The following is a 23686-nucleotide window of genomic DNA, read 5'->3' as shown; positions in this document are numbered from 1 at the left end:
CGTACTTTATAAATAAGTGCGCCCGCCCGTCGGGATATCCGGCGGGCGGGCTATTACGTGGTGCGGGCAGATTTTAGTGCTTCGGAATCGGCTGCAGGCGGCGCAGCTGGGTGACGTGTTTGGGCTCCAGCTCGGCCACGTTCTGCACCTGCAGCAGCTTCATGGTGCGGCGCACCTCTTCGGAGAGGATTTCGATGGTGCGGTCCACGCCGCGGCGGCCACCTGCCATCAGCCCGTACAGGTAGGCGCGCCCAATCAGGGTGAATTTTGCACCCAGTGCCAGGCAGGCCACCACGTCGGCGCCGTTCATAATCCCGGTATCAACCATCACCTCGGTGTCCATACCGACTTCACGCACTACCTCCGGGAGCAGGTGGAACGGTACGGGTGCGCGGTCCAGCTGGCGTCCGCCGTGGTTCGACAGCAGAATGCCGTCCACGCCCAGATCGGCAAGTTTCTTGGAGTCCTCAACATTCTGCACGCCTTTAATGACGATCTTGCCGGGCCAGATGCTGCGGATTTCTTTCAGGTCCTCATAGTTAATGGAGGGGTCCATCGCCGCGTTCAGCAGCTCGCCCACGGTACCGCCGGTTGAGGAGAGCGAGGCGAATTCCAGCTTGGGGGTGGTCAGGAAGTCGTACCACCACCAGGGGCGCGGGATAGCGTTCGCTACGGTCTTGAGCGACAGCTGCGGCGGGATGGAGAAACCGTTGCGCTTATCGCGCAGTCGTGCGCCAGCTACCGGGGTGTCCACGGTAAAGAAGAGCGTGTCGAACCCGGCTTTGGCGGCGCGTTCTACCAGCCCGTAGGAGATTTCACGCTCACGCATCACGTACAGCTGGAACCAGAGGCGCCCGTCGGGGTTTATCTTGCGCACATCCTCAATGCTGGTGGTGCCCAGTGTTGAGAGGCAGAACGGTATGCCTGCCGCGCCGGCGGCACCGGACCCCGCGATCTCGCCTTCGGTCTGCATCAGGCGGGTGAAGCCGGTGGGGGCGATACCGAACGGCATGGCGGAGGTACCGCCTAGCACCTCGGTGGTGGTGTCTACGGTCGAAACATCAGTGAGCACGCCGGGGTGAAACTCGATGTCTTCGAATGCCTGGCGGGCACGGTTCATGGAGAATTCGCCTTCGGCGGCTCCGTCGGTGTAGTCGAAGGCAGCGGCGGGGGTGCGGCGCTTAGCGATTTTGCGCAGGTCGTAGATGGTCAGCGCTTTTTCCAGGCGGTTTCCGGTGAAGTCCAGGCTAGGCTTTTTGAACTGCATGAATTCCATGAGTTCGCTCGGTTTGGGAAACTGACGCTGTACCATTGATGCGCCTTCTTTCTGCGGTGTCACCGCGTCATTGCTGTACCTTCGTGTTGGCGAGGGGCGGGGGTGGGCCACCTCTCATATGCGGTTAGACCACACACCCTTAAAAGTAAGCTTAAGCTAACGTAAAGTCAATTATTAGGGTAGGCTGTACTTATTAAAATCTGTGTGGTGATGCGGTATTCCGCAGGCACAAACCCACACTGGGAGCCCACATCCCCGCACAGCATGTTCTCCGCACGGGAAACCCCGCAAAGGTATTCCACAAGCCAGAACACACCGATGACTGATAAAACTCTGCCCAGTAGCGTAGTATCGAAAGTAGACGGTGAAAAACAAACAACCACACAGCGCACACAAGGACTTCACCATGGACCAGACCCAATCACGACGCGGACGCCCGCCCCGCATCACCCATGACCAGATAGCGCAGGCAGTCATTGACGTTGGTTTCCCAAACCTCACCTTCGCGGCGGTACGCGAAAAACTGGGGGTGGGTGAAAGCACCCTCTACCGGTACGCCCCCGACCGCGACGAGCTTGTACGAATGGGCCTGAACTACGCGTTCTCCCAAGTTGAAATGCCCCCGCTTGAAGGGCACTGGCGGGACATCCTCCATTCCCAGGCGGTGCACCTGTGGCGCAGTTTTGAGAAATACCCCGGCTCCGCCACCGAAGCCGCACGCGGGGTGGTTCCCGCCGTGGCAATGTACTTCCTGGAAGAGCTATGTGCCGCCCTGATTCGCCGCGGGTTCACCCCCGAAAACGCTGTTATTGCCTGCGACACCCTGTTCGATATGGTGATCGACAACAGGCGCGGAGTCGAGCATATTGATGCCCTCATCCCCGATGGCGGCCCGGGGCGGGAGAACATCCTGGAGCAGGTGGGGCAAGACCAGCCCGCACCGCACCAGCAGGATCAGGACCAGGATACTGACCCCTACCGGGAGCAGGCCCAACAGGCAATACTGGATGTTTTTACGCGTGACCCGTATGACTGGCTCATCTGCAAGATCACCATCATCCTTGACGGTATCGCGCAATCACTCGCGCCGCAGCAGCCCCCGGATGCCTCCGCCCTCCCCGATGACTCACCGGCAGAACACTCCGACGATACCCCCACATAAAAGCTCCCGCCCCAACCAGTTTGTAGCTGATTGGGGCGGGAGACCATGTGGTTTCCAGGCCCTGCACGCTGTACGTTCACGCACGGAGGCTGACGGCGCTGGTTCGGCGGTTTCCCCGCCGGATAAGCATCCTAGTAGTACATGCCGTGGCGGTAGTCCCAGCTGGGGAACGAGTCGGAGAGGTGACGCATAATCGCCTCATAATCCAGGCCCTTACGGATCAGCACCGGTGCGGGGGTTACCCCACGCTCGCCGTGCTGTTCGGGGACAATCTTGCCCTCATCATCAACCATGGACACCATCACGCCCTGCTCGTGGCGGGTCTCCTCAGACTTATCGGGCTGGATGGACTTCACATACTCGTCGGAGCGGATAATCAAATCCACGCTGCTTTCAATGCGCTCACCAATGCCGCTGGCACGGCCCTTATTGCCAATACCGGAGGGGTTTGCTGAGCTTGCGAAGGTCAGGCGCCCGCCTTCCCACAGCTTACGCACGATCTGCTCACCGGGCACACCGAAGCGGATCACGAAGCAGCTGGTCGCGCGGGTGTCTCGGGCCAGTTCCTTGGTGGTCTCATCCGGCAGGTACTTCTCGGCGTCCTCACGCCACGGCAGGATGCACCCCAGCAGGATGTCCTCGTCCCAGTGCTTCTGGTAGAAGTCGCGGATTTCCGGAGTCAGCTGGGCGAGAGCCTCAAGCTGCTCCATGGAACCGCACAGCACAACGCCAGGCTTCTGGCGCTTGCGCTGTTTCGCGTCAAACTTACGTTCTAGTCCTTCGCCGTCGGTTGCCATGAGAATGTAACCGACCTTTGTGGGGGATACGATAAGGCCGCCTTTGCCGGAGAGAATAGATACGGCCTGCGGGGATGCTTCCCCAGTCCATTCTTCGAAGGTGGGGGCTGATGCTGCGTTGTTAGTCATGGGGTTTATTATATTCCGCAGACTTTTGTTGGCGCGACGGTCAGGGCAGACATCCACATAATGAGAAGAGCCTCCGGGAGAAACCACCGCCAACACGTCACGCTCACGGGATGAAAAACCCGCCAAGGGGGCATCATCATAGAACCCGGGCGGGGCTTTCTGGCACACGGTTATAGGCCGCGGCGCGTGTCCTCCTCGTGCAGACGCTCAAACATTTCGTTGTAGGCATTCAGTTCGGCGTCCCCGTCACGGTCGGCCTGCCGGTCAATGCGTGCAGCGAGTTTTTTGTCGGCCTTTGCCCATTGGAAGCCCACCGCAACCGCCACGATCATGGTCGGGATTTCGCCGATACCCCACATGAGCGCACCGCCCATCTTCTGGTCGTCCAGCGCCGACAGGCCCCAGGTGCGCCCCAAGTTACCGAACCAGGAGGCGGCCAGCAGGGCCTTCGAGTTCATGATCGAAATACCCACGAAGGCGTGGTACCCCAGGGTTGCGATCAGCATAATCAGGCGCATCGGGTACTGGGGGCGGTGCGGAATCGGGTCAATGCCAATAAGCACCAGCATGAAGATATAGCCCGTGAGCGTAAAGTGAATCATCATGAATTCGTGCCCGATATGGTACCGCAGCATCACCCCGAAAAGCGGCGTGAAATACACAACAACGATTGAGCCAGCAAAATTGACGGCGGCAAAAATGGGGTGTGTAACAACTTTCGACCACCCCGAATGCACAATGCGCACAATCCACTCGCGCGGGCCTCGCGTGCCGTCCTGGCGCGGCTCCAGCGCCTTAAGCAGCAGCGTCACAGGCGCACCTAATACCAGCAGAATCGGTACGACCATCGTGAGCACCATATGCTCAAACATGTGCACCGAAAACAGCACGCGCGAATACACGGCGGGCGGGCCGGAGGTGATGTAGTTCAGCACCAGCAGCCCCAGCATCCAGGAGACGGCGCGCATCACGGGCCAAGAGTCACCTGCACGACGTACCTTCACGAACGCCCACAAGTATACAATCGCCAGATACCCCAGCACAGCAACCCAGAACCAGTCCCAACGCCACTCGGTGAACCAGCGCTGAAAATGCGGCTCAGGCGGCATGTCGTACCAGGTGATAATGCGCACCGGCGTGGCATCCGGCGCGAGAGTTTCCGGAACCGGTGGCGGCGTACGTGAGAGCGACGCCCCCAGCCCGGAGGCCGCCCCCATAATCACAAGCTCAGCAGCTATGGCGCTCCACAGGGCGCGCGTGCCGCTCATCTTACCGGCAGCGAGCGCGGGAATGAGCCTGAGGCGATGCGCCGCGCCAATAGTTCCCAGAATCAGGGTCAGCCCTAGTTTTAGGAGCACAATCTTGCCGTAGTCGGTGCCTAAGTCCCGCCACGACGACATGCGCACCCCCGCGTTCGTAATGCCCGAGAGCAGCACGAGAATGAACCCGATGAGGGCAAGCAGAGAGTAGCGGCGCAGTACCGCATGGGCCATTGGCACGCGACGAGATGCCGCAGTGTGTTCGCCGCGGCGCTCCTCAACGACGGTGCCGGTGCCCGCATCCTTACCCGAAATACCGCGCGAGATAAACGCCAGCGCGATCAGCCCGCCGCACCAGATGCTCACCCCCAGCAGGTGCAGCCCCAGGGAGTTAACGGCGCCCATATGGTCCTGCCCGCCCGAGGAGTGCCCCGAAAGCGCCATATCCGCGATACCGACGAGCGAGATCATGAAGATGAAAAACAGCCCCATGAGTGAGCGCACCCCGAAACAGGCGGTGGCGACCACGGCGGCGACCACCACGGTCATGCCTTTTTCTTTGCCCGCATCTAACGTGGTGACGTAGCTGATCAGCTCACTGGCGTACTCGGCACCGGAGCCAATGGGCCTCCCCGAAATATCGGCGTAGGAAAGAATCAGCACAGCCAGCGCCGCTAGAGTCCACAGCACGGCGGAGGCGGCGGCAAGGTTCAGCACATCGGCGAACGGTTTGTACTCTTTCTCAGCGGTATTGTGTGCGGAGCGTGTGCCCTGGTGTGTGCCGTGGCGTGTTCCGGCGGCATCGGCGGCGTAGCGGGGAATAATACCCATCGCGAAGATCAGCGCGCCCATAGTCGTCGCCATTGCAAAGTTATGCACAACCTCGGTGATGGGCAGCCCCCAACGCACGAGCGCACCAGCATCCGCTAAGTCCGTTGCGGCGTTGGCGGCGGTAATGCGCAGTGAAATAATCAGCACCAGCAGCCCCACCCCCGCGTAGGCGGCAATCCAGGGTGCGCTCAGCCCGGGGCGCACGGCGGCGCTCTTGGGGCTTGCCTCGGTTTTCTGCGGTTGTGAAGACATAGTAGCCATAGTTCTTTTTATCTGTGGTGTGTGCGATGGTGCGTGTTAGGTATGCGCGTACATTCTGGGCGGCTAGGTGAAGAGGCTTTCGCCGATATACCCACCTTCCTCACGTACCCCCGCGGGGATAGCGAAAACCGCCGACCCGATAGGAATCGTCCACGTGTTGAGCATATCGAGTTTTTCGAGCCGTTTCTGAATGGGCACAAATTGTTGCACCGGGTCGGTCTGGTACGCCACGAAAATCAGGCCCGCGTTGGAGATACCGCCGGATACCTCCCCGTGCCGGGACAGCCCGCCCGCGTTCGCCACGGGTTCGTCGTAGTTATAGGCGCGGCGCAGGATGCGCTCCCACGGTTTTTTATCGAGTTCTTCCCCGCGGGCCCGGCGAATATGCGCGTAGGGGGCGATCATCTCAAACCCCAGGTTGTCGGTTTTGGCGAAGTCGGGGTCGTCGAATTCTTTTGCCCCGGTCAGCGGTGCCCCGTTGGAAAGTTTACGGCCAATCGCGTCCTCACGGGCGGGGGTGTCTACCTCATCCCAGGTGTCCAGGTTCATGTGGATGCGCCGAATCACCACGGAGGTGCCGCCGGGTTCCCACGCCTGCGGGTACCCAGCGCTGGCGCTGCCTTTGCCCCACACGATGTCGTCGAGGCTGGCGCCGCCGCGTCCTGGGTTTGCGGCGGGGTCGGCGGTGGGGTTCACGGTGCCGTCTACCTGCCCGAACAGGTTACGCGGCGTGCCGGTGCCCGCCCCGAAAGCACGCAGGAACCCGTTCTGCACCCACCTAATACGCCCGAAGGAGCGGGTGTCTTTGGTGAGCATCCGCTGGGCGTGGGAGAGTACCGTGAGGTCGTCACAGCACAGCTGCAGCAGCAGGTCGCCGCCGGTGTAGGCGTCCTGAAGCTTGTCGATGGCGGGGAACGCCGGCAGGGGTGCGAGCCAGCCGGGTTTTTTCTCGGGTGCGGCGATATCGAAGATGCGGGAACCGAACCCAATAGTGACGGTCAGGTTCGCGCTGACCTGGGCAAGTTCAGGTTCTTGGTCGGTGAGCGGGGCGGTTCCTCTCGTCAATGCTGCAGCATCGTTGGTGAGGATACGCAGGAGCCGCTGGATTGCCTCGGCGTGGAGGTTTTCGTTCAGATCAATGGCAATGAACCGGGCGTGCGCTTGGGATTCTGTGGCGATCCCCTGCTGATGTTCACCGTAGAATCCTGCCGTGGCGTCGGTGAGGGCAATGTCGGCGGGTTTCCGCCCGGGGACCGACATGTCCGAGCGGGGCGGTGACAGCAGCGCGTGGGCGCTGGCCCCGGCAACAGCGCCGACCCCTACCCCGGCGGCGCCGGTAATGACGGTGCGGCGGCGCATCGCGCCTAAGGGTGTCTGCCCCGCAGTATCTGTGGTTTTATGTGGGTTTTCGGGTGGCATGTTTTATCCTGCGCTACTCGTGGTGGTTGTAAGGTGGTGTGCGCATTCTGGATGCTACGGCGGTAGCATCCTGCTGCACCGGCTACGGGCTTTCCTACAGTAGGTACGATAGGGCCGGTTACCGCCCGATCCGGTGCGGCTTAAGTCCATTTATTTTACCAAACAGTTTTTCAGTTCTGAGTGGCTTACCGTTGTTTTTTCTGGGTTTCGCGGCGGGGCCGGTGCCTTGCGGTGCAGGGCTCAAAAGTCCTGCACCGCAAGGCACCGTGTGATGACCTGGCGCCATCGGTTTACCCGCCTCCCATAGAGCGATTTACGGTATTAGCGCGGTGCTGCGGCTACTTGCACTCGGGCAGCGGCGATTCGGAGGCCCCTGCCGCACCGTGCGAATGCTCGTGGGATCCTTCGCCGTGGTCATGGTCAGCGTGTTCACCGGCTGAGGCCGACCCGGAGGCTGAGGACCCGCCGTGTTCATGGTCATGTCCCTCATGCGAGTGGTCATGCCCGCCGTGGCTGTGCGAGTGGTCATGCCCGCTTGCCGAGGCATCGGCGGTGGCTGACGCTGAGCCTTCACCCTTGTACTCTTCCTTCGCACCCTGGTAGTCGCGTGCCACCGGCTTGAACTCGAGTGAAGCGCCGTCTTCGGTCTTGACCGTCACGGTGGTCGCCCCGCCTGCGGCGAGCGAGCAGCTCATATCCATGAGCATAATGTGGTCACCACCGGGCTTGAGTTCCAGGGTGGCACCGGGCTCAATGGTGAACTCGTGCACCTGCTCCATCTTGGTGCCGCCGTCTGAGCCTTTGGTGGTGGTGTGCAGCTGCACGGTGTCGGTGGCGGTCGAGGAGGCGCCGGTGATCTTCACCGGCTTGTCCCCGCTATTGGTGATTTTGCCGAACACGCCGGTCATGCCGCCCTTGCTGGCTTTCACCCAGGCCCCCTCAATTTTTAGGGTGCCTGACGAGGCGCTGGCCCCCTGCCCGCCTGCCGCACTAGCCCCCGCTGAGGCTGATGAGCTTGCCGAGGAGGATGCCGATGCGGACCCGGATGAGCCGGTGCTGGTGGAGCCACCCCCGCAGGCGGAGAGCAGCAGCACCCCAGCTGCGGCGGTGCAGGTAAAGGTTACGAGCTTCTGATGATTCTTGAACATGGTTGGTTTTCTCTTTCTGGGCGGTACCGCCCGGTGTGTGCTGTGCGCTGCTGCGGTCGAGGGACGATCCCAGCTATTGCGCATACTTAGTGAGTGCGGCTACTTAGTAGTTCCTGAGCCGTCGTTGCGTTTGCGGATGAGCATCACCGCAATCGCCCCGACCAGCAGGATCAGCAGCCCGCCGCCGCCCCACAGCCAGGGGGCAAGTCCTTCTTTATGTTCCGTGTCCGACCCGTTCTGTGCCTCACTGCTCTGTTCGGCGGAGGCGCTGCTTACAGGTGCCGAGGCGGTCTTACCGGCCCCCACAGTAAACCTGTAGGTACCCTGAATGGGGTGCCCGTCGGATGAGACCACGCGCCAGGTGACGGTGTACGTTTCATCCGCTGCGGGGTCTTTGAGGTTGAGGGTCTGGGTGACGGTGTTGCCGCTGACTTTAGCGTCGCCTTTCCCTTCAACAAGGGAATTGCCAGCCGAGTCGGTCACACGCACCCGGTTGCCGCCCTCAACGTTCATGAGGTTAGCGCTGTAGGTGAGCGTGATTTCGGTGGGTGCCTTGCTGAGGGTCGCATCAGCGGCGGGGGTGCTGCTGACGAGCTCGTCGTGCGCATAAGCGGGCGCGGCGGTGAGCGTCAGCAGCGTTGCCGTGAGCGCGGCAAGTAGGGTACGCAAAATAGTGCGCATAGTGTTTCCTTGTCTGAGTCACGGGTTGCGGTAACCCGGGTGCGGGTGCGTGCACCATCTGGCACGCTGGCTTTCTCAGACGAAGGCGGGCGGGCCGCGCTCAATACGGCAGTATTTGAGGGTGGCAACCCGCCCGGTGGCGGGTGCGTTCGGAACATACAGTAGGATGCGCCGCCCCAGCAGCGGCAGCACGGCTGGCGGGGTGAAAAGAGCCACCCCCAGGGCACGCATTTTCATGGCGAGCAGGCGTATTAAGCGAGCGAGGGTGCGCTCAGCGCTGTAGAGCACCCCCAGGCTGGCGATAGCTGCCACTAGGTGCACCCCGAACATGGGCATATGTGCGTGTTCGGCCGCTGCGTGGGTGAGGGTGTGGGTGCCGCCTACCCCGCCGCCCGATGGGGCATAGTCATAGGGCGTGTTTCCTGGTAAAACATGGTTGCCCAGCGTATGGGTATGTGCCCCGTGCGCGGCGGTGCCGGCGTGGGCTGCTGCGATGTGCTCCCCCGCTAGGGAGGGCGCGTGGGAGAGGTTAAAGAGTGTGTGCAGTAGTGCTTGTACGGCAACGGCGCCTAGGGCGGTTCCTGCGGTGAGGGCTTGGGGGATGCGGTTGCGCATCCGGCTCATAACCAGCAGCAGCCCCAGGCTCATGAGCGCCCCAAGCGCGGTGCACAGGATGAGAATCATAAGGTGCGGCGCGCTGGCCCCGGCAAGGGTGTGTCCGGCTGCGCCGAGGAGCACGGCGGTACCTGAGATAGCCCAGGCACGCCCCATTAGGGCGGTGCGGGTGGGGATGCACAGCGTGTGCGCATCCGTTTCAGTGCATGCGCAGGGGGTGTTGCAAGGGGTGAAGGCGCGCCGAGCGTAAGCGTTAGCTGCGTCGCGCATATATGCCTCCTCGCTGCTGGTACACCGTGTGTGCGGTTTTCGTGTACAGCACCCATTCTACCGGTAATACCGTAGGGCGCCGCATCCTCCGTTGGATGCGGCGCCTGTTGGGCTACCGCCCGAGGCACGGAGCGTTACTTGTGGCCCCTGAACGGCAGCTTCCTGTGCCGAGGTGGTTGAGCCGTACGGCGCGCCTTATTTCCGCACTGACGCGCCGCTGCTCTTTCCGCACAGGTTTATGAGCTGGCAGCCTTATCGGGTCAGTTGTTCGCATGCCGCATACGGTGGTGTAGGCGGCTTCTTTCCCGAAGGGATTGTGTGAAGGCGTGGCCGTCAGCTCAGCAGCGTGGAGGGGGTTCTAGTGGAGGTGGTCATGAGGGTTTTCCTCTGTGGTGGTTGGTATACGGTTTGGGGTGTACTGCCGCAGTTCGTGCACCCGCATTGTTGCGGGCTTGCGGTAGTGATAGGTTCCACTATATAAGGGGTGGCTATGTTTGACCTGTGTTTATACTGTGATACCCGCCTGTGAACAGCGAGAGCACCGAAGCAGTGGGGGGTTGGCGAGGCGGCTCCCACCTCAGCTGTAGCGGGATACTGCCGCAGCGGGGATACCGTGGCGCCCCTGCCGCAGGTAGTGTGTCTCTGTCTGCTATTAGGGTCGGGGCCGCAACAAGGCACAAGCCGCCCCCCCCCCCCGATTGTTTTTGAGGCCAACATTCGGGGAGCAGTGTTATCCGCTCAATGGAGGGAACTATTTGGAGGTCTGTGTGGGTTCTGCTGGCGCTTTGGGGGTGACGTTCTGCCCGCTGGGCACAGCAGGAACCTGCGGTGTTGCGGGTTTTTCAGTGGTGGGAGACCCGTTTTTAACAACGGTGTATTCCCCGTCTACGCTCACTTCTGCGGTGTCACCGTTGGCGTAACGGGTTTCCCATGAGCCGTCTGCTTTGACTGTGGTGGTGTCACCATTGGGGTTGGTGCGGGTCCAAGACCCTGCGGTACCCACTGTGACGGTTGCCCCGCCGTTTTCGGTGTTCTTCCAGGCTGGGCTGCTTGCGGAGGTTGCGGGTTTCTGCCCGCTGCCAGTCGTCTGGGTGCCGCCGTCTGCACTGGTTTCGGCGGCACTGGGGCTGGTGCTGGTCTTAGGTTTTTCGTGGGGGTTCGCCTGGGTGGATGCCCCTGCCGTGCCCGGGTTTGTTTCTGCGCCTGCACCACCGGTGGTTTTGCCTGCTGCGGTTCCTTTGCTGCCGCCGGCGGTGGGCTTCGGTGTGGTGTTTGCGCTGCTGGTTTCACTGGGGGTTGCGGATGCGCTGTCTTCGGAGATGGTGTTGGTGGTGCCGCAGGCGCTAAGAGTGAGCATCCCCGCGATGCTAAGAGCAGTCAGTACAGATATTTTTGAATTTTTGAAGACGGTATTCATCTTGTCCTTTTCATGCAACGGGGCTCATATATCGGTGTGGTGCTATTAGCTTAGCAGGGTGACCTCAGTAAACGCCGGAAAATTACAGCTTATTTTTGAGAATGCGCGGCTGTTTTCCTCATGCATGGCGCTCATCCCGGGGCGTATGAGTACATTTAGTTTCCGCCGCATTGCACATTGCGAATTCTGAGGTTCACCGGGAAAAGAGGTAACGATAGCAGCCTGTTGTTTTACAGAAGGTGCGGTGCCGCTATTTTTCTACAGGTATGGCGGGGTTAATAGGGGTTTTGGGTGTTGCCGCCCCGGGTGCGCTGGCGGGCGTGGGTGTACCTGGTTTTGCGGGGAGCACGGGGGTGCCGCCGCCTCCGGGGTTGTCGTAGGTTCCGTCGGTTTTAACACGCATACTGCCTTTATTAATACCGCCGATCCAGGTCCAGGATCTGTCACGGTTAACGTCAATAACTCCACCTTCGGGGGATCCGGTCCACCGCCATGAGCCGTCGGTGTTTACGGTGATGGTGCCTATGTCGCTACCGGTTGCGGCCCATGACCCGTCGGGGTTAACGTGCAGCTGAGTTCCGTCAGGGTTGGTGGCAAACCAAGAACCGTCTGTTTGCACGACTGCGGTGTCGGTGTTGAAGGTCAGGGCGTGCACACCGCCGGGGTTTTCGGCGGGCTCGGTGTCAGCTGCTACAGATGAGGCAGTACCGGTGGGCGCACTCGCACCGCTGGTGGTGCACCCGGTTAGAGCGAGGGCCAGCACACCGGTGAGAACCGTAACGAGAAGAACTGGTACGTTTTGAGCAGCCGTCATTGGCGAACCTTTCTGCATATCAGTCACGCACCCCTTATAGCTTGTGGTGGATAAAGGTAGCCCCGGGCCGGTGCTGAACTGCACCGGCCCGGGACTCTAGATCGCCCTGTGCACGGGCGCTAGGTGAAGGATATTCTCCTAAGAATTGCTGTTAACTTTCTTGGGCTGCACAGGGGTCTTTGGAGTAGTAGCGTCTTTTGACGGCTTGATAGCGCTCATGTCTGGACTTTTAGGTATTGTAACCTTAGCCTTACCGTCCTCTGAGGTTCCGGTATTACCCGCGGCATCAGTGTATACCCAAGTTCCATCGGTCTTCGTGGTAAACGTGGTACCGTCATTACCTTTACGAACCCACGAACCATCAGCAGCAACGTTAATAGTTCCTTGGCCCTCTTTTTTCATAACCCAGGACCCATCCGCAGCAACAGACAGTTCGATACCCTCCTCAGAGAACTTTCCAACCCAAGAACCATCAGGGCTCACTTTTACGTCTTCCAGGCCCTGAACTGCGGAGCTTGACCCTGAGCCGCTCTTTGCTGAAGCTGAAGAGTCAGCTGCACCGCTGCTGGAGTCTGAACCACTGGAGCTCTCGGCGGTTGATTCGGTGCTATCACTGTCTGCAGACGCACTGGAATCAGCTGCCCCGGAGGAGCTTGCGCTGCTGTCCGAGCTGGCACTGCTTGACGCGGAGGACGATGCGGAAGCACTGGAACTCGCGCTTGAAGATGCGGAGGAGCTTGCGCTGCTGCTCGAGTTGTTGGAGGCAGACCCTCCACCGCAGGCGCTCAGGGCGAGCACACCAGCGAAGGCGAGAGAAAGTAGGGCCGGTGCTTTTTTGTATTTCATCGAGAGACCTTTCGGTAGTGTATATCGGTGTGTGTCCCCGCCCCAGACGCTTATCCCAACATATGTTGAGCCAGCATAAAGGCAGGGCGTGTCACTAGCGGCTACTTTCACTGGTGCGGAACCGGTTTCACCCCTAGCAGGCCGTTAAAGCACTGATATTCAGTCTACCTGAAAAGAACCGCTGACAACGTGGCGACACATTACACTTTCTAGAAGCACTATCCTGACACTCTCATGACGAGAAAATACAGGCTACTTACGCCGCTGTATTTTTACGAAATCTCAACGTTGCCATACCTTTTCCCAGTCACCAGTCAGGCATCCTGAGGATGAAACATTACACTTACCTCAATCATTCTCCGATTATTATTCAGAGTGGTTGGTGCCACCTCCATGCGGTAACCGCTGGGGCATTCTATTCATGTGCAGTTAGCAGCAGGTTACTTACTTGGAGAGATGGGGGTTCGTGGGTCTTTGACGTCAGTGTTCGGCTTAGCAGGTACCTGGGGAGCAACTACTGTACCGTCCTTGGGTGAAGGGGTGCCGTCATACTCAACAGCGGTGACTTTGCCGCTGGGGTCTCTCATGGTTCACGACCCGTCATAATCGGAAGTTCTTTCTTATGTGATTGTTAGTATGCGGTTATGCTATGCCGCAACGATTCGGGGCACCATCAGTCGCCTGTGTGCCTCCATTTGGCCTGTGTGGGCGGGGTTTTCCGCATCAGTTGAGACCTTTTAAATTTACTGTCGTTTTCTATGCCTCTGCCATAAAAAGCTATGTTTTAACTGTGAAAAGCACCCCATAATGTGTGGGGAGCCTCCATATGTACGGCAACTGGGTGCCGTATCCCGTAGCGGATACAGCACCCAGCCTCAGCAAGATCCGTGTTTTTGAACCGTTGAACGAGCCGGAGCCCCTAACCTAGTTTCTTAGTGGGCTGGACGGGGCTGACAGGGTTGGCGGCCTCAGCATTCGGTTTTGCGGGCACGTCCGGGGTGTCTGGCTTATCTGCTTTACCGTCGTGCTCAACCTGATTGTACGAGCCGTCAGGTTTTACCGTCACACTGTCGCCGTCGTGTTCGGTTTTAGTCCACGAGCCGTCAGGCTGCACCGATACGGTGTCACCGTCACGTTCGGTCTTGGTCCATGAGCCATCTGCTGCGACTGTGATCGTGTCGCCGTCAGCCTCTGTGAGGGTCCAAGCGCCGCCTTCACCCATGGTCACGTTGCCGTTTGCCCCACTGGATGCTGCACCCGAAGCTGCACCAGCCGCGCCACTACTTGCGGCACCGGAGGCACCACCAGAAGCACTAGCAGATGCGCTACCAGTTGCCGCACTGGATGCGGTACCATCCTGAGTCGCAGCCGCAGAAGAGCTGGCTGCTGATGAAGCGCTTGATGAGCTGGAGCTCGAAGAACTATTGGAAGATGATGCGTTATTAGAACCACCGCAAGCGCTCAGCGCGAGCGCACCGGCGACCGCAATGGTCAGGAATGCGGAAGTCTTCTTGACAGATGCGTTCATTGTCTTGTCCCTTCAAGGGTGGTCGGTTGGCTACCACCGGGTGGATGCACAACCACAGCACATTATAGGATCAGGTGTGTGCGTCCCGTATGGGGAGGGAAATTGATTCTCGGCGCCGGTTCGGGTTCGTGGGGAACTGTCGCCAAATGCTAAGAATCTGCTGAACCTAATGTGATTGTATGTTGTCATCCTGTGGTGATATCCCCAGCTTATCAAGGTTTTCTATGTTTTCTCCTAGAAAACCTGTGCTTTAGCTGTGATAGTTAAATCTTAATATTCTGACTTAAGGATTTCGTTGCTGATATGAAAGGTGTTTGCTGTGCCGCACCAGCATCGTTACCCCGCTATTACTGTCTGCATCCGCCGGGGGCGATGCGTCCTGTTGGTGAGAACCGGGTGCCGCATCGGCGTTAATGCGGCACCCGGGGATGGGGGGGGTCAGGTGGGAACGACGCTGTTCCCGTATGTTGTGGGAGATTCCCGCACAAGCGGGCTAGATGTTGTCTGTTATGGATTTTGTGGGTTGTACGGGAGTGACAGGGGTAACTGCCGAGTTATCGGGTTTTTCGGGAGCTTTTGGAAGTTTCGGGGGCTCGTTGGATGCTGCGCCCTCTTAAGCACGCGGAAGGTACCATCGTCATCAACTTGCACCGTGGTGCCCTGGGCACTGCGCGCTTCCCAGGCACCATCGTTCTCAATGGTGGTGATTTCCTGAATCGTGCCGAACCCCAGATCGATGGTGCCCGTTTCGTTTTGTTGCGGAGATGCCGTTGATGCTTTGACACTGGGGGTCGCGCCAGCTGCGGCCTCACTGGCAGCAGCCGGGGAGCTGCTTGGTGTCTGCGTTGGCTGATGCTGTCTTTTCAGGCTCTAAAGGCTGGGCGTGGCCAGATGGGGTGTGGTCAGATGAGCTGGGGGACATGCCCAATGTAGCACTGGTGCTAGGCGATGCACTGGAGGCAGATTCCGAAGACGCTTTCGCCTTTAGAGATTTCAGCCTGCGCCGAAGCCACCGCATCCGAAGCCTGCCGGGTCTCATTCGAGGTGCCGCCGCAGGCGCTCAATAAGCAGACACCCGCTACGGTACAAGAAAGCAGCACATACAGTTTTCGTGCGGAACTTTTCATCAGGGGCTCTTTCCTCACGTGGTTGGTATGCGCCCCAGCTAAGCGGCACAATGGTTGTACCGAAAAGTAGGTACCTCATGCCTTGTGAGTCAGCGCCCCGGCATACTGCAGTGTGCCATTATTAGCGAGGCTGCACCGGTGTTTTCGGTGTGGTCGCGTTCTGGTTCGGCTTCGCGGGGAGCTCAGGAACGTCCGGCCGGTCATGTGAAGGAGCCCCGTCCTCAATCATCACAAACGAGCCGTCGGAGTTGACGGTGACAGTGTCCCCGTCATTCTCACGTTTCGTCCATGAGCCATCAGAATTCACGGTCACCACGTCGCCATCAGGCTCGGTTTTCACCCACGAGCCGTCCGGGTTTACCGAGACAACATCGCCGTCAGATTCGGTAGTGCTCCACCCGCCGCCAGCGGCAACTGCTTGAGTGTTACCCCCCGAGATATTGACGGAAGAACCGCCACCGTTCTGGGAGCCTTGTCCCTGTGTCGCTCCGCCCTGTGGCTGCTGTTCACCACCGTGCGGGGCGGCGGCGGAGGGGCTGGGTCCGTTCTGGGCCGCAGGTGCAGGTGCAGGTGCAGCGGTACCGCTGGCACGTGCACTTGGTGCTGCGGCGGCCTCAGTATTCCCCCCATTTCCCCCGTTTATCGTCTCATGAGCATTATGCGTTGCTGTGCTCTCATGCACCGGTGCGGCGGTGGGTGCCTCAGAGCGGTGAGCCCCACCACTGTGGGAGCTGGCGGATGCTGAAGCGGACGGGGAAGCAGAAGCTGAGTCTGATGCCCGTTTCGCCATCTCAGCCTGGGCTGAGGCCACCGCGTCCGAAGCCTGGCGGGTCTCATGGGATTTTCCGCAGGCGCCCAACACCAAAACACCCGCAAGAGCTAGAGGTACCACCGCATAGTATTTTTTCTGTCGGGGTGTCATAGGGAAAGTCCTTTTCTTAATCCTGCGTGTGAATCGCTGGGCGTTCCCGAAAGACGGAATAAACGCCGTATCTCGTAGCCCAGACGGACCCTGAACTGCGTGCCCCAGCGTACGGGGTGGAGGCTTCTACCGGAGCGGCGCGGGGCCGCTGGCCGCATAGCTACCATGCGGCACCCCATCCATATCATAGCAACGTCCACTATGCCCCAGCTAAGAAAACCTGTGTTTTCCCTGAGAAAACCATGAACGCCCGGCGTGTCACACGTTATAAACCCTGTTTTCGGCGGGTGAACCACCCGAAACCGCCTACAATATTCGCCACATGTCTATCCCGCAGCCCCGCACAAAGCTACCCAGCACCTGTGGCTTTCACATCCTTTTATCTGCGGTATAAGCTGGCTCCCTGCTTCGTATGCGAACCGGCCGCGTACAAACAGAGCCGCCTCCCCACCGATACGGCGGGGAGGCGGCTCTTCACAGTTTAGAGTCTCAAGAATTACTTCTTCTTGGTGGTCTTGGCGGCCTTCTTCTTGGTGGCGACTGCTGCCTTCAGCTTGGAGCCTGCGGTCAGCTTCACGCCGTGACCAGCGGGAATCTGGATGGTTTCGCCGGTCTGCGGGTTACGGCCGGTACGAGCAGCACGGTCGGTGCGCTCAATTGCCAGCCACCCGGGGATGGTGATCTTCTCGCCCTTGGAGACGGAAGTCTCGAAGACCTGGAACACTGCGTCGAGGACTGCATTAACGGTTGCCTGGCTCTTGCCAGACTTCTCTGCTACCTCTGCAACGAGTTCGGTACGGTTCTTAGCCATTAGGGTGCCCCTTCCTGAGACTTTAGATTTGCGACTAAGTCAAAGCTTTTTCCGGTGAGAAATAACTTTGCCTAGGTACAAAATACCAGAAATTACCAGCTCGACTTAGTAATGCCGGGCAGTTCGCCACGATGAGCCATCTCGCGGAAACGCACACGGGAGATACCAAACTTCTGGAAGGTACCGCGCGGGCGGCCGTCAATCTGGTCACGGTTGCGAACGCGAACGGGGGAAGCGTTACGCGGCAGCTTCTGCAGCGCCACGCGTGCTGCCTCACGCTCTTCGGGAGTAGCGTTCTCGTCGATCAGCGTCTTCTTCAGGGCAAGACGCTTCTCGTTGTAACGAGCCACAATGACCTTGCGCTGCTCATTACGAGCAATCTTTGACTTCTTGGCCATTATTTAGCGCTCCTCTCGGAAATCAACGTGCTTACGTACGACGGGATCGTACTTCTTCAGCACCATACGGTCGGGGTTGTTGCGGCGGTTCTTACGGGTCACGTAGGTGAACCCGGTGCCAGCAGTGGACTTGAGCTTGATAATAGGACGCAGATCCTTAGCCTTCTTAGATGCCATAATGCTAGATCTTCTCCCCGCGTGCGATGATGTCTGCGACCACGGCGTCGATGCCACGAACATCGATCACCTTAATGCCCTTGGCGGACACGTTCAGGGTTACCTTACGGCGAAGCGAAGGAACCCAGTAGGTCTTCTTCTGAACGTTCGGATCGAATCGACGCTTATTGCGGCGATGCGAGTGCGAAATGCTGTGTCCAAAGCCGGGAACAGCTCCGGTCACCTGGCAGACTGCTGCCATGTTTCACTCCTTATGGTTGATTTTTATGACGGGTACGCAGTCGATGTTACTCGTAAGCGTCCCGTCACCAATGTAGAAGCACCGGGTTATTCGCCGGGCTAGAGTGTCCAAGACCGCCACCCGGGTGAGAGTCCGAGCAACAGCCCCCGCCGCGGGAAAAACGGTGAAGCTTAAAATTAGTGTCGAGAGGCGTTTTCACCACTACGAACAGCCTTAAATTCTAGGTAACTCAAGGCACTCTCGCAAGCCTAGACGCCGGTAATCCCCATAAATTTTGCGGATTTCTCGCTAAAACCTTAGGGTGCGCACCCCGTAGGGTACCCCGGAAACCACCCAGCATCAGGCCAGAGAGCCACCAGAATATTCTATCACTGTCCCGTATTGGCGCAAGTCAGAGCGCCTATTCACCCCGGTAGCGGATAATTTTAGTGGGTGTTAGCGTGCTCCAAAACCTGAATAAATAACACAGCTGAAATTCGCTGTGTGAGATTAATAGCTTAAAGCACCGATTAAGACATTAAACCGCAAAAGCACAGGCCGCAGCCTTCCACACCAGCGGTGTTCCCTTTGACCCGGAAACTACACCGCGTTCGCCGCATGTTTGCCGGCGAGCACACCCACACCGCCGCCAAGCTCCCGGGCAGAAGACTCAAACAACGCTGGACGAAACGCCGCATACTTAGGCTGCAGCCCATCTCCAGAGCTGGTTCCCCGGATCCTACGCCCCACCCACGGCAGAGCGTGCTCCCGCACCCAGCGCGCGCTCTGCTCCAGCTCTTCACGGCGGCTCAACTCAACCGCTGGCGGCAGCTGCGGCTCCGGCACAGCGCCTTCAAGACCCAATAAAGACAGCACCCGAGCCGCAAACTTCTGGTGCCCATACTCGTTCATATGCAGCTTATCGGGAGCCCACAGCCGCCAATCCACAAAATCACGCATCCGCCAATAATCGACAATGTGCACTCCCCTGTTCTCAGCCACCTCACGGATCAGCTCGTTATACAAGGCCGTGCGCGGACGGGTGCGGGCAAACGGGCCTTCCCCCAAAATGTCCAGACCAGTCATGGTGAACACCTCAATACCCTCGGCACGCAAAAGAGCAAATGCATCATCCATGCGCTGCACCAACGCATCAATATCCACGTTGGGGCGTATGATGTCATTACCCCCGCCGTAAATACTCACCAGGTTCGGCTTCAGCTCAAGAGCCCGGGCCAGCTGCTCATCCATGATCTGGTCCATTAAATACCCGCGGATCGCCAAGTTTGCGTACTGCGCCTGCGCATCCCGGGCACCTATCGCATCAGCCACCCTATCGGCCCAGCCACGCACCTGATTCGGGCGGGACTCATCAATATCTCCGACCCCCTCAGTAAACGAATCTCCCAAGGCCACATAGCGTACCGGCTCACCGTTCAGGCGAGCATCCTCATCAAGGTGAAGCACCGATCCCCTCCCCTAGCTCACAGTTTTGCCTACACGCCAGTATCCCATAAACGACACCTGCTCCTTTGGGGTTCCTGCCTCCTGCACGCTCGCCCTGTGAAGGCGTTTACCCATCGCGACTCCTCCCCACAACGAACATGTCGTGCGGGTCATTGGCGACACGGCAGGTATAACGTCATAGCGGGTAATATTGTTGAGGTTTTGCCGAGCGCCTTGAGTTTATTGTCAAACCAGTTGGCAGACTTATTTGAATTCTCTTCCCTAGAACTTGAGTCTGCCGGTCACCAACCAGCCGCTGCGGGATGCACGCTCGTAAATGGCGTGCGCCATGGTGCGAGCGTAGCTTTTTGTCACGTGGTTATCGTCCATGTACACGTAAACATTCCCGATGATCGGCTGGCAGGTTCCTTCAGGGCAGTACAGGTCAGCCAGGTCGATGGTCACCGCGCCTTCGTACCGGTCTAGCACCTCGCGGGAAGGGTTGGTATCAGCAAGTTTCTCATTCACGGGACGAGCACAGGAGCTCATATCCGACCCGGCTTTTTGGGCGCACTCGTACACATTGAAGTCATAACGCGGGTTATCCCGCAAACCAATCACCTGAATCCCGGCGTCGGTAAGTTTTTTGACGGTCTCATCCAGCGCCGGGTCGACCCGTTCCTCATTGGTTTTCGCATCCGCCACAGTTGCGGTTAACACCACCGTCTGGGGTTTGCGTTTGAGGATTTCCTCGGTCACCTTATGGTTGAATTCGCTGCATTCGTCGGATGCGTTTACACCTCGGGTCGGGTACAGGCACCCTCCCAGCAGGTAGGCTTGCAGGTTGGTGTGGGTCTGCTCCGCGATCGGTTTGAAGGAAGCAATAGACTGCTCGATATGCGAGTTGCCCACAATAACGGTCAGCGGGGCATCATCCGCACCGTACGTTTGGATATTGCAGTATTTGGAAAGCGACTCATCCCTGGGTTTAAACACCCCATCGCAAGCCCCGTCCAGGCGCTCATACTGGCTTTTGGGGTCGGTAGAAGGGATGGGGTTGTCGTTTGATGTCACCCGGTTGGTACCGATGGCGCGCGCACCAGGGTACTCTGAGTGTTCATCGCCAGTACTCTGTTCTGCTTTGGCTACGGCTTTGGTGTTGGATGCGCTCACCCACGCCTGTGCACCAGCAAGCGGGATCCCTGCGAGCAGGAAGATGGCGACAAGGAAAGCAGCCTGATCTGCCCAGGTGCTCACCACGAACACTTTTTTAAACCGTAGTTTCATCATGAGCCAGGGCACGAACGGGTCTTTACGGTACCGTAGCGGTTTTTCGATGAAACGGGTCAGCAGCCATGCCAACGCCACGGAGACCACAATAATCAGGGTCCCTTCCAGGAAGTCTACCCCGGTTTTACCAACAGAGGCGCTGTAGAGAATGAGGATAGGCCAGTGCACCAAGTACAGGGCGTAGGATATGTTACCCAGGTTCTGCAGCGGTTGGGAGACCAGCAGCCGGTCTATGCCCCATTTGCTATTGGTGCGGCCAGCCATAATGACAAGTGCCCCCGAGAGCACCGGCCACAGGGCGAGAAAGCCCGGGAAAGACCGCTGCACCGGTAGCACGGCACCACAGATGGCAAGCCCGATGATGCCCACCCAGCCCATAATGACGCGTGCTTTCTCTGGGGCCTTCCATTTGAGGGTGAGCATGGCCAACAGGGTTCCGATGGCAAACTCCCAGAGGCGGGTGCGAGTGTCAAAGTACGCGTACCCCTGGTTTGCGCTAGTCTCAATGATGGAGAAGGTTAGGGAGGCCACGAACACGGTGTTGAAAACAAGCACAGCTGTGGTGAGCAGGTTCCAGTTGTGACGGCGCACCAGATAAGCAACAAAGGCGAACAGCAGAGGCCATAGAAGGAATATTTGTCCCTGGATGGAGAGCGACCAGAAGTGCTGGAAGGGGGTCTTCGCGGCCGCATTTTGGGCGTAGTAGTCCACTGAACTATTCGCTAGGTGCCAGTTCTCGTAGTAGAACAGCGAAGATTTGGCGTCGGCCATAATCTCAGGCCAACGGCTGGGCGCGAGAATGAAAAACGCAGCAATGGTCGTACCCGCAATGGTGATGGTAGCGACGGGCAGCAGCCGCTGGAATACGTGCAGCCAATAGTTAATGAGGTTCAGCGGACGACCCTCATTGATTTTACGGAGATAAGACAACGAGAGCAGGAAGGCCGAGATGAAGAGGAACACGTCCACTCCCCCGGAGACCCTGCCGAACCATACGTGGTAGAAGACGACCAGTAGCACTGCGAAGGCTCGCAACCCCTGAATTTCGGGGCGAAAGCCGCGTGTCTCAATGAAGTTTTCGAGGGTCTTAGGCTCCTGTGGGCGAGCCGGTGCGGTGCGTGCTGACGGTTGGTCTGACATGGTTGCCATTCTATGGTTGATGTGAATGCTTGCGGTTGGTTTATAGTTTGTATCGGTGTGCCCTGTATGAAAGAAAATCCTGATTCAGCGCATCCGCACAGGCGGAAGGGACGAATCAGGATTTTGGGTGAGCCCCCTACCGGATTCGAACCGGTGACCCTCGGTTTACAAGACCGATGCTCTGGCCAACTGAGCTAAGGAGGCATACGACCTCTAGTTTACCCTACGATGGGCGATTTCCTGCCCTTTTAGGCGCTCAGTATCGGCTACATCACTCTAGTTTATGTGTGGGGTGGGTCGCATACCTGACACATTTATCGTATCAGGTATGCGACCCACCTCGTGGTATGGCTACCCTGAGGTTATTTTACGCACCATACGGGCGACCACAGACCAGCCTGTTACTGCTGCTTTTTGGCATCAATCTTTCCTTGAACCCACTTAGGGAAGTCTTCGGATTTAGGCCCGGGGAACTGTTCCCCATCAGCGTAGATCGCCGGAGTGCCGTGCACACCGTTCTTGAGAGATTCTTCATTGACCACGTTCACGAGGGGGCGCCACTTGTTGTCGTTCAGGTCGCTCGAAATATTCGCCCCGTATTTTGCGGCGATGTCGGCGATCTGCTGGTTATTCAGGTCCCCACCGCCCTGCCGGTCAAAGAGTTCTTTCTGGAACTCCAGGTACTTATCGGCACTCACCTGGTTTGCCACAGCATAGGCGGCGTTTGCGGTACGCGCGGAGTACTGGGTGGGTGATCCACGGTCCAGAATGATCATATTACGGTATTCCACGGTAATGGAACCGTCCTCAACGAGCTTCTTAATGGTCTCGTAGTTTGCCTGTTCAAAATCACGGCAGTGGTGGCAGTTAAAGTCCTGGAAGATCACCACGTGTACGGGCTTACCGTTCTTCTTGGCTTCTTCCGCTTTCTCTATGCCTAGCGGCAGGGCTTCCGGGGTGGCGCTTCCGCTGGCAGAGGGAGTAATGGATGTATCGGAGGTACCGAGTTTATCGGCGTCTCGCTGATCCTGCTTTGACGCATTCTTGACGATTCCGTCTTTGGTAATAACGATACCGCCGTATTCGTTAGCACTAGCTGGCACGGGTCCTGCCTTGGGAATATCCTGCTTCTGCCCATTAATGAAGACAAAACCGACAATAATCACGGCCACTAGGACAACCGCTAGCACACCCAGCTGCAGCAGGCGACGGTTTGATTTTGTTGGGTTATTGCGTGCCTGTTTGGCCGCGATTTGACGGGCCTTTTCACGGGCATCGTTCGACATACCTGTTCCTTTTCTTGTAGGACGCACGACGCTGCGCCTTATTATTACCCCGTCTAGACTACCGAACTAGAGGATGCATATTCCAGCCATCAGTCGATTTCTGCGGAGTTTCGGAGTTTTCTCACGCTCTCAGCTTATTTTACGACGCAAATATATGCCTTTACGCAGATAGTGATGTCATGTTTCTCATACGGGGGTGAAGGAAGATACCAGGCGCCTTATAGCTCTGGCTTTTTGTGTAGACCCCCAAACACCCCCACACACGCACGCAGCACACCCACACTAAAACCACCCCCCCCTTGGGGGCACAAAAAAAGGAGGCCCCCCACAAAGGGGACCCCCACTCACAAAAAAAATTGCGGCAGCCATCTACTCTCCCACACCCACCAAGATGCAGTACCATCAACACCACAGGG

22 protein-coding genes and 1 tRNA gene are annotated in these 23686 nt (G+C 58.5%); 2 read left to right on the top strand and 21 right to left on the bottom strand.

The window, feature by feature from the left end; genetic code table 11:
• Window positions 1-73: 73 nt before the first annotated feature.
• Window positions 74-1312, bottom strand: a complete 1239-nt coding sequence (locus D8M41_RS00110; protein ID WP_039955169.1) for an alpha-hydroxy acid oxidase — start codon at window positions 1310-1312, stop codon at window positions 74-76.
• Window positions 1313-1682: 370 nt separating this feature from the next.
• On the opposite strand from D8M41_RS00110, the gene D8M41_RS00105 reads away from it, so the two are divergent.
• Window positions 1683-2438 carry a TetR/AcrR family transcriptional regulator gene (locus D8M41_RS00105; protein ID WP_023134282.1) on the top strand — a complete coding sequence of 252 codons (756 nt, stop codon included), beginning with the start codon at window positions 1683-1685 and terminating at the stop codon, window positions 2436-2438.
• Window positions 2439-2569: 131 nt separating this feature from the next.
• Here D8M41_RS00105 and D8M41_RS00100 read toward each other — a convergent pair whose 3' ends face one another.
• From D8M41_RS00100 to D8M41_RS00055, 11 genes are all read right to left on the bottom strand, one after another.
• Window positions 2570-3364, bottom strand: coding sequence for an L-threonylcarbamoyladenylate synthase (locus tag D8M41_RS00100; RefSeq protein WP_023134283.1), 795 nt, complete (start codon window positions 3362-3364; stop codon window positions 2570-2572).
• Window positions 3365-3534: 170 nt separating this feature from the next.
• On the bottom strand, window positions 3535-5715 hold the full coding sequence (locus tag D8M41_RS00095) for a cytochrome c oxidase assembly protein (RefSeq protein ID WP_126926197.1): 2181 nt from the start codon (window positions 5713-5715) through the stop codon (window positions 3535-3537).
• 63 nt (window positions 5716-5778) lie between these two features.
• Window positions 5779-7134, bottom strand: a complete 1356-nt coding sequence (locus D8M41_RS00090) for a Dyp-type peroxidase (RefSeq protein ID WP_006888287.1) — start codon at window positions 7132-7134, stop codon at window positions 5779-5781.
• A 338-nt stretch (window positions 7135-7472) separates the two neighbouring features.
• Entirely contained in the window at window positions 7473-8282 is an 810-nt protein-coding gene (locus D8M41_RS00085; protein ID WP_006888306.1) for a copper chaperone PCu(A)C, read from the bottom strand.
• Window positions 8283-8381: 99 nt separating this feature from the next.
• Window positions 8382-8963 carry a copper resistance CopC family protein gene (locus D8M41_RS00080; RefSeq protein WP_006888304.1) on the bottom strand — a complete coding sequence of 194 codons (582 nt, stop codon included), beginning with the start codon at window positions 8961-8963 and terminating at the stop codon, window positions 8382-8384.
• A gap of 75 nt (window positions 8964-9038) precedes the next feature.
• Entirely contained in the window at window positions 9039-9848 is an 810-nt protein-coding gene (locus D8M41_RS00075; protein WP_051344446.1) for a hypothetical protein, read from the bottom strand.
• Between the two features lie 751 nt (window positions 9849-10599).
• Window positions 10600-11265, bottom strand: a complete 666-nt coding sequence (locus tag D8M41_RS00070) for a hypothetical protein (RefSeq protein WP_006888295.1) — start codon at window positions 11263-11265, stop codon at window positions 10600-10602.
• A 250-nt stretch (window positions 11266-11515) separates the two neighbouring features.
• Window positions 11516-12106 (bottom strand): hypothetical protein, encoded by a 591-nt coding sequence (locus tag D8M41_RS00065; protein ID WP_006888296.1) that lies wholly within the window; start codon window positions 12104-12106, stop codon window positions 11516-11518.
• 111 nt (window positions 12107-12217) lie between these two features.
• Window positions 12218-12925 carry a hypothetical protein gene (locus D8M41_RS00060; protein ID WP_126926196.1) on the bottom strand — a complete coding sequence of 236 codons (708 nt, stop codon included), beginning with the start codon at window positions 12923-12925 and terminating at the stop codon, window positions 12218-12220.
• Between the two features lie 440 nt (window positions 12926-13365).
• Window positions 13366-13512, bottom strand: a complete 147-nt coding sequence (locus tag D8M41_RS11540) for a hypothetical protein (RefSeq protein ID WP_006889124.1) — start codon at window positions 13510-13512, stop codon at window positions 13366-13368.
• Between the two features lie 332 nt (window positions 13513-13844).
• Window positions 13845-14453, bottom strand: a complete 609-nt coding sequence (locus D8M41_RS00055; RefSeq protein ID WP_006889123.1) for a hypothetical protein — start codon at window positions 14451-14453, stop codon at window positions 13845-13847.
• A gap of 836 nt (window positions 14454-15289) precedes the next feature.
• On the opposite strand from D8M41_RS00055, the gene D8M41_RS00050 reads away from it, so the two are divergent.
• Window positions 15290-15520 carry a hypothetical protein gene (locus D8M41_RS00050; RefSeq protein WP_023134300.1) on the top strand — a complete coding sequence of 77 codons (231 nt, stop codon included), beginning with the start codon at window positions 15290-15292 and terminating at the stop codon, window positions 15518-15520.
• A 181-nt stretch (window positions 15521-15701) separates the two neighbouring features.
• Here the strand turns inward: D8M41_RS00050 and D8M41_RS00045 are convergent, their stop codons facing one another.
• From D8M41_RS00045 to D8M41_RS00005, 9 genes are all read right to left on the bottom strand, one after another.
• Window positions 15702-16502 carry a hypothetical protein gene (locus D8M41_RS00045; protein WP_023134302.1) on the bottom strand — a complete coding sequence of 267 codons (801 nt, stop codon included), beginning with the start codon at window positions 16500-16502 and terminating at the stop codon, window positions 15702-15704.
• Between the two features lie 496 nt (window positions 16503-16998).
• Window positions 16999-17313 carry an HU family DNA-binding protein gene (locus tag D8M41_RS00040; protein ID WP_006889128.1) on the bottom strand — a complete coding sequence of 105 codons (315 nt, stop codon included), beginning with the start codon at window positions 17311-17313 and terminating at the stop codon, window positions 16999-17001.
• 92 nt (window positions 17314-17405) lie between these two features.
• Complete coding sequence (gene rpsN, locus D8M41_RS00035; protein WP_006889130.1) at window positions 17406-17711, bottom strand: 30S ribosomal protein S14; 306 nt, start codon at window positions 17709-17711, stop codon at window positions 17406-17408.
• Window positions 17712-17714: 3 nt separating this feature from the next.
• Window positions 17715-17888, bottom strand: coding sequence for a 50S ribosomal protein L33 (gene rpmG, locus D8M41_RS00030; RefSeq protein WP_006889131.1), 174 nt, complete (start codon window positions 17886-17888; stop codon window positions 17715-17717).
• Window positions 17889-17892: 4 nt separating this feature from the next.
• Window positions 17893-18129, bottom strand: a complete 237-nt coding sequence (gene rpmB / locus D8M41_RS00025) for a 50S ribosomal protein L28 (protein WP_006889129.1) — start codon at window positions 18127-18129, stop codon at window positions 17893-17895.
• Window positions 18130-18708: 579 nt separating this feature from the next.
• A complete protein-coding gene (locus D8M41_RS00020; protein ID WP_006889121.1) occupies window positions 18709-19575 on the bottom strand; it encodes an SGNH/GDSL hydrolase family protein in 867 nt (288 codons plus the stop codon).
• Window positions 19576-19836: 261 nt separating this feature from the next.
• Window positions 19837-21984: an acyltransferase family protein gene (locus tag D8M41_RS00015; RefSeq protein WP_051122156.1), complete on the bottom strand. Its 2148-nt coding sequence runs from the start codon at window positions 21982-21984 to the stop codon at window positions 19837-19839.
• Window positions 21985-22114: 130 nt separating this feature from the next.
• Window positions 22115-22188 (bottom strand) — tRNA-Thr (locus tag D8M41_RS00010).
• A 197-nt stretch (window positions 22189-22385) separates the two neighbouring features.
• Window positions 22386-23270, bottom strand: coding sequence for a DsbA family protein (locus tag D8M41_RS00005; RefSeq protein ID WP_126926195.1), 885 nt, complete (start codon window positions 23268-23270; stop codon window positions 22386-22388).
• Window positions 23271-23686 lie beyond the last annotated feature (416 nt).

This window comes from Rothia sp. HSID18069 (assembly GCF_003989155.1).
Taxonomy (GTDB): Bacteria; Actinomycetota; Actinomycetes; order Actinomycetales; family Micrococcaceae; genus Rothia; species Rothia aeria.
Note: the sequence above shows the minus strand (reverse complement) of the source record. Positions and strands in the feature narration are given on the sequence as shown.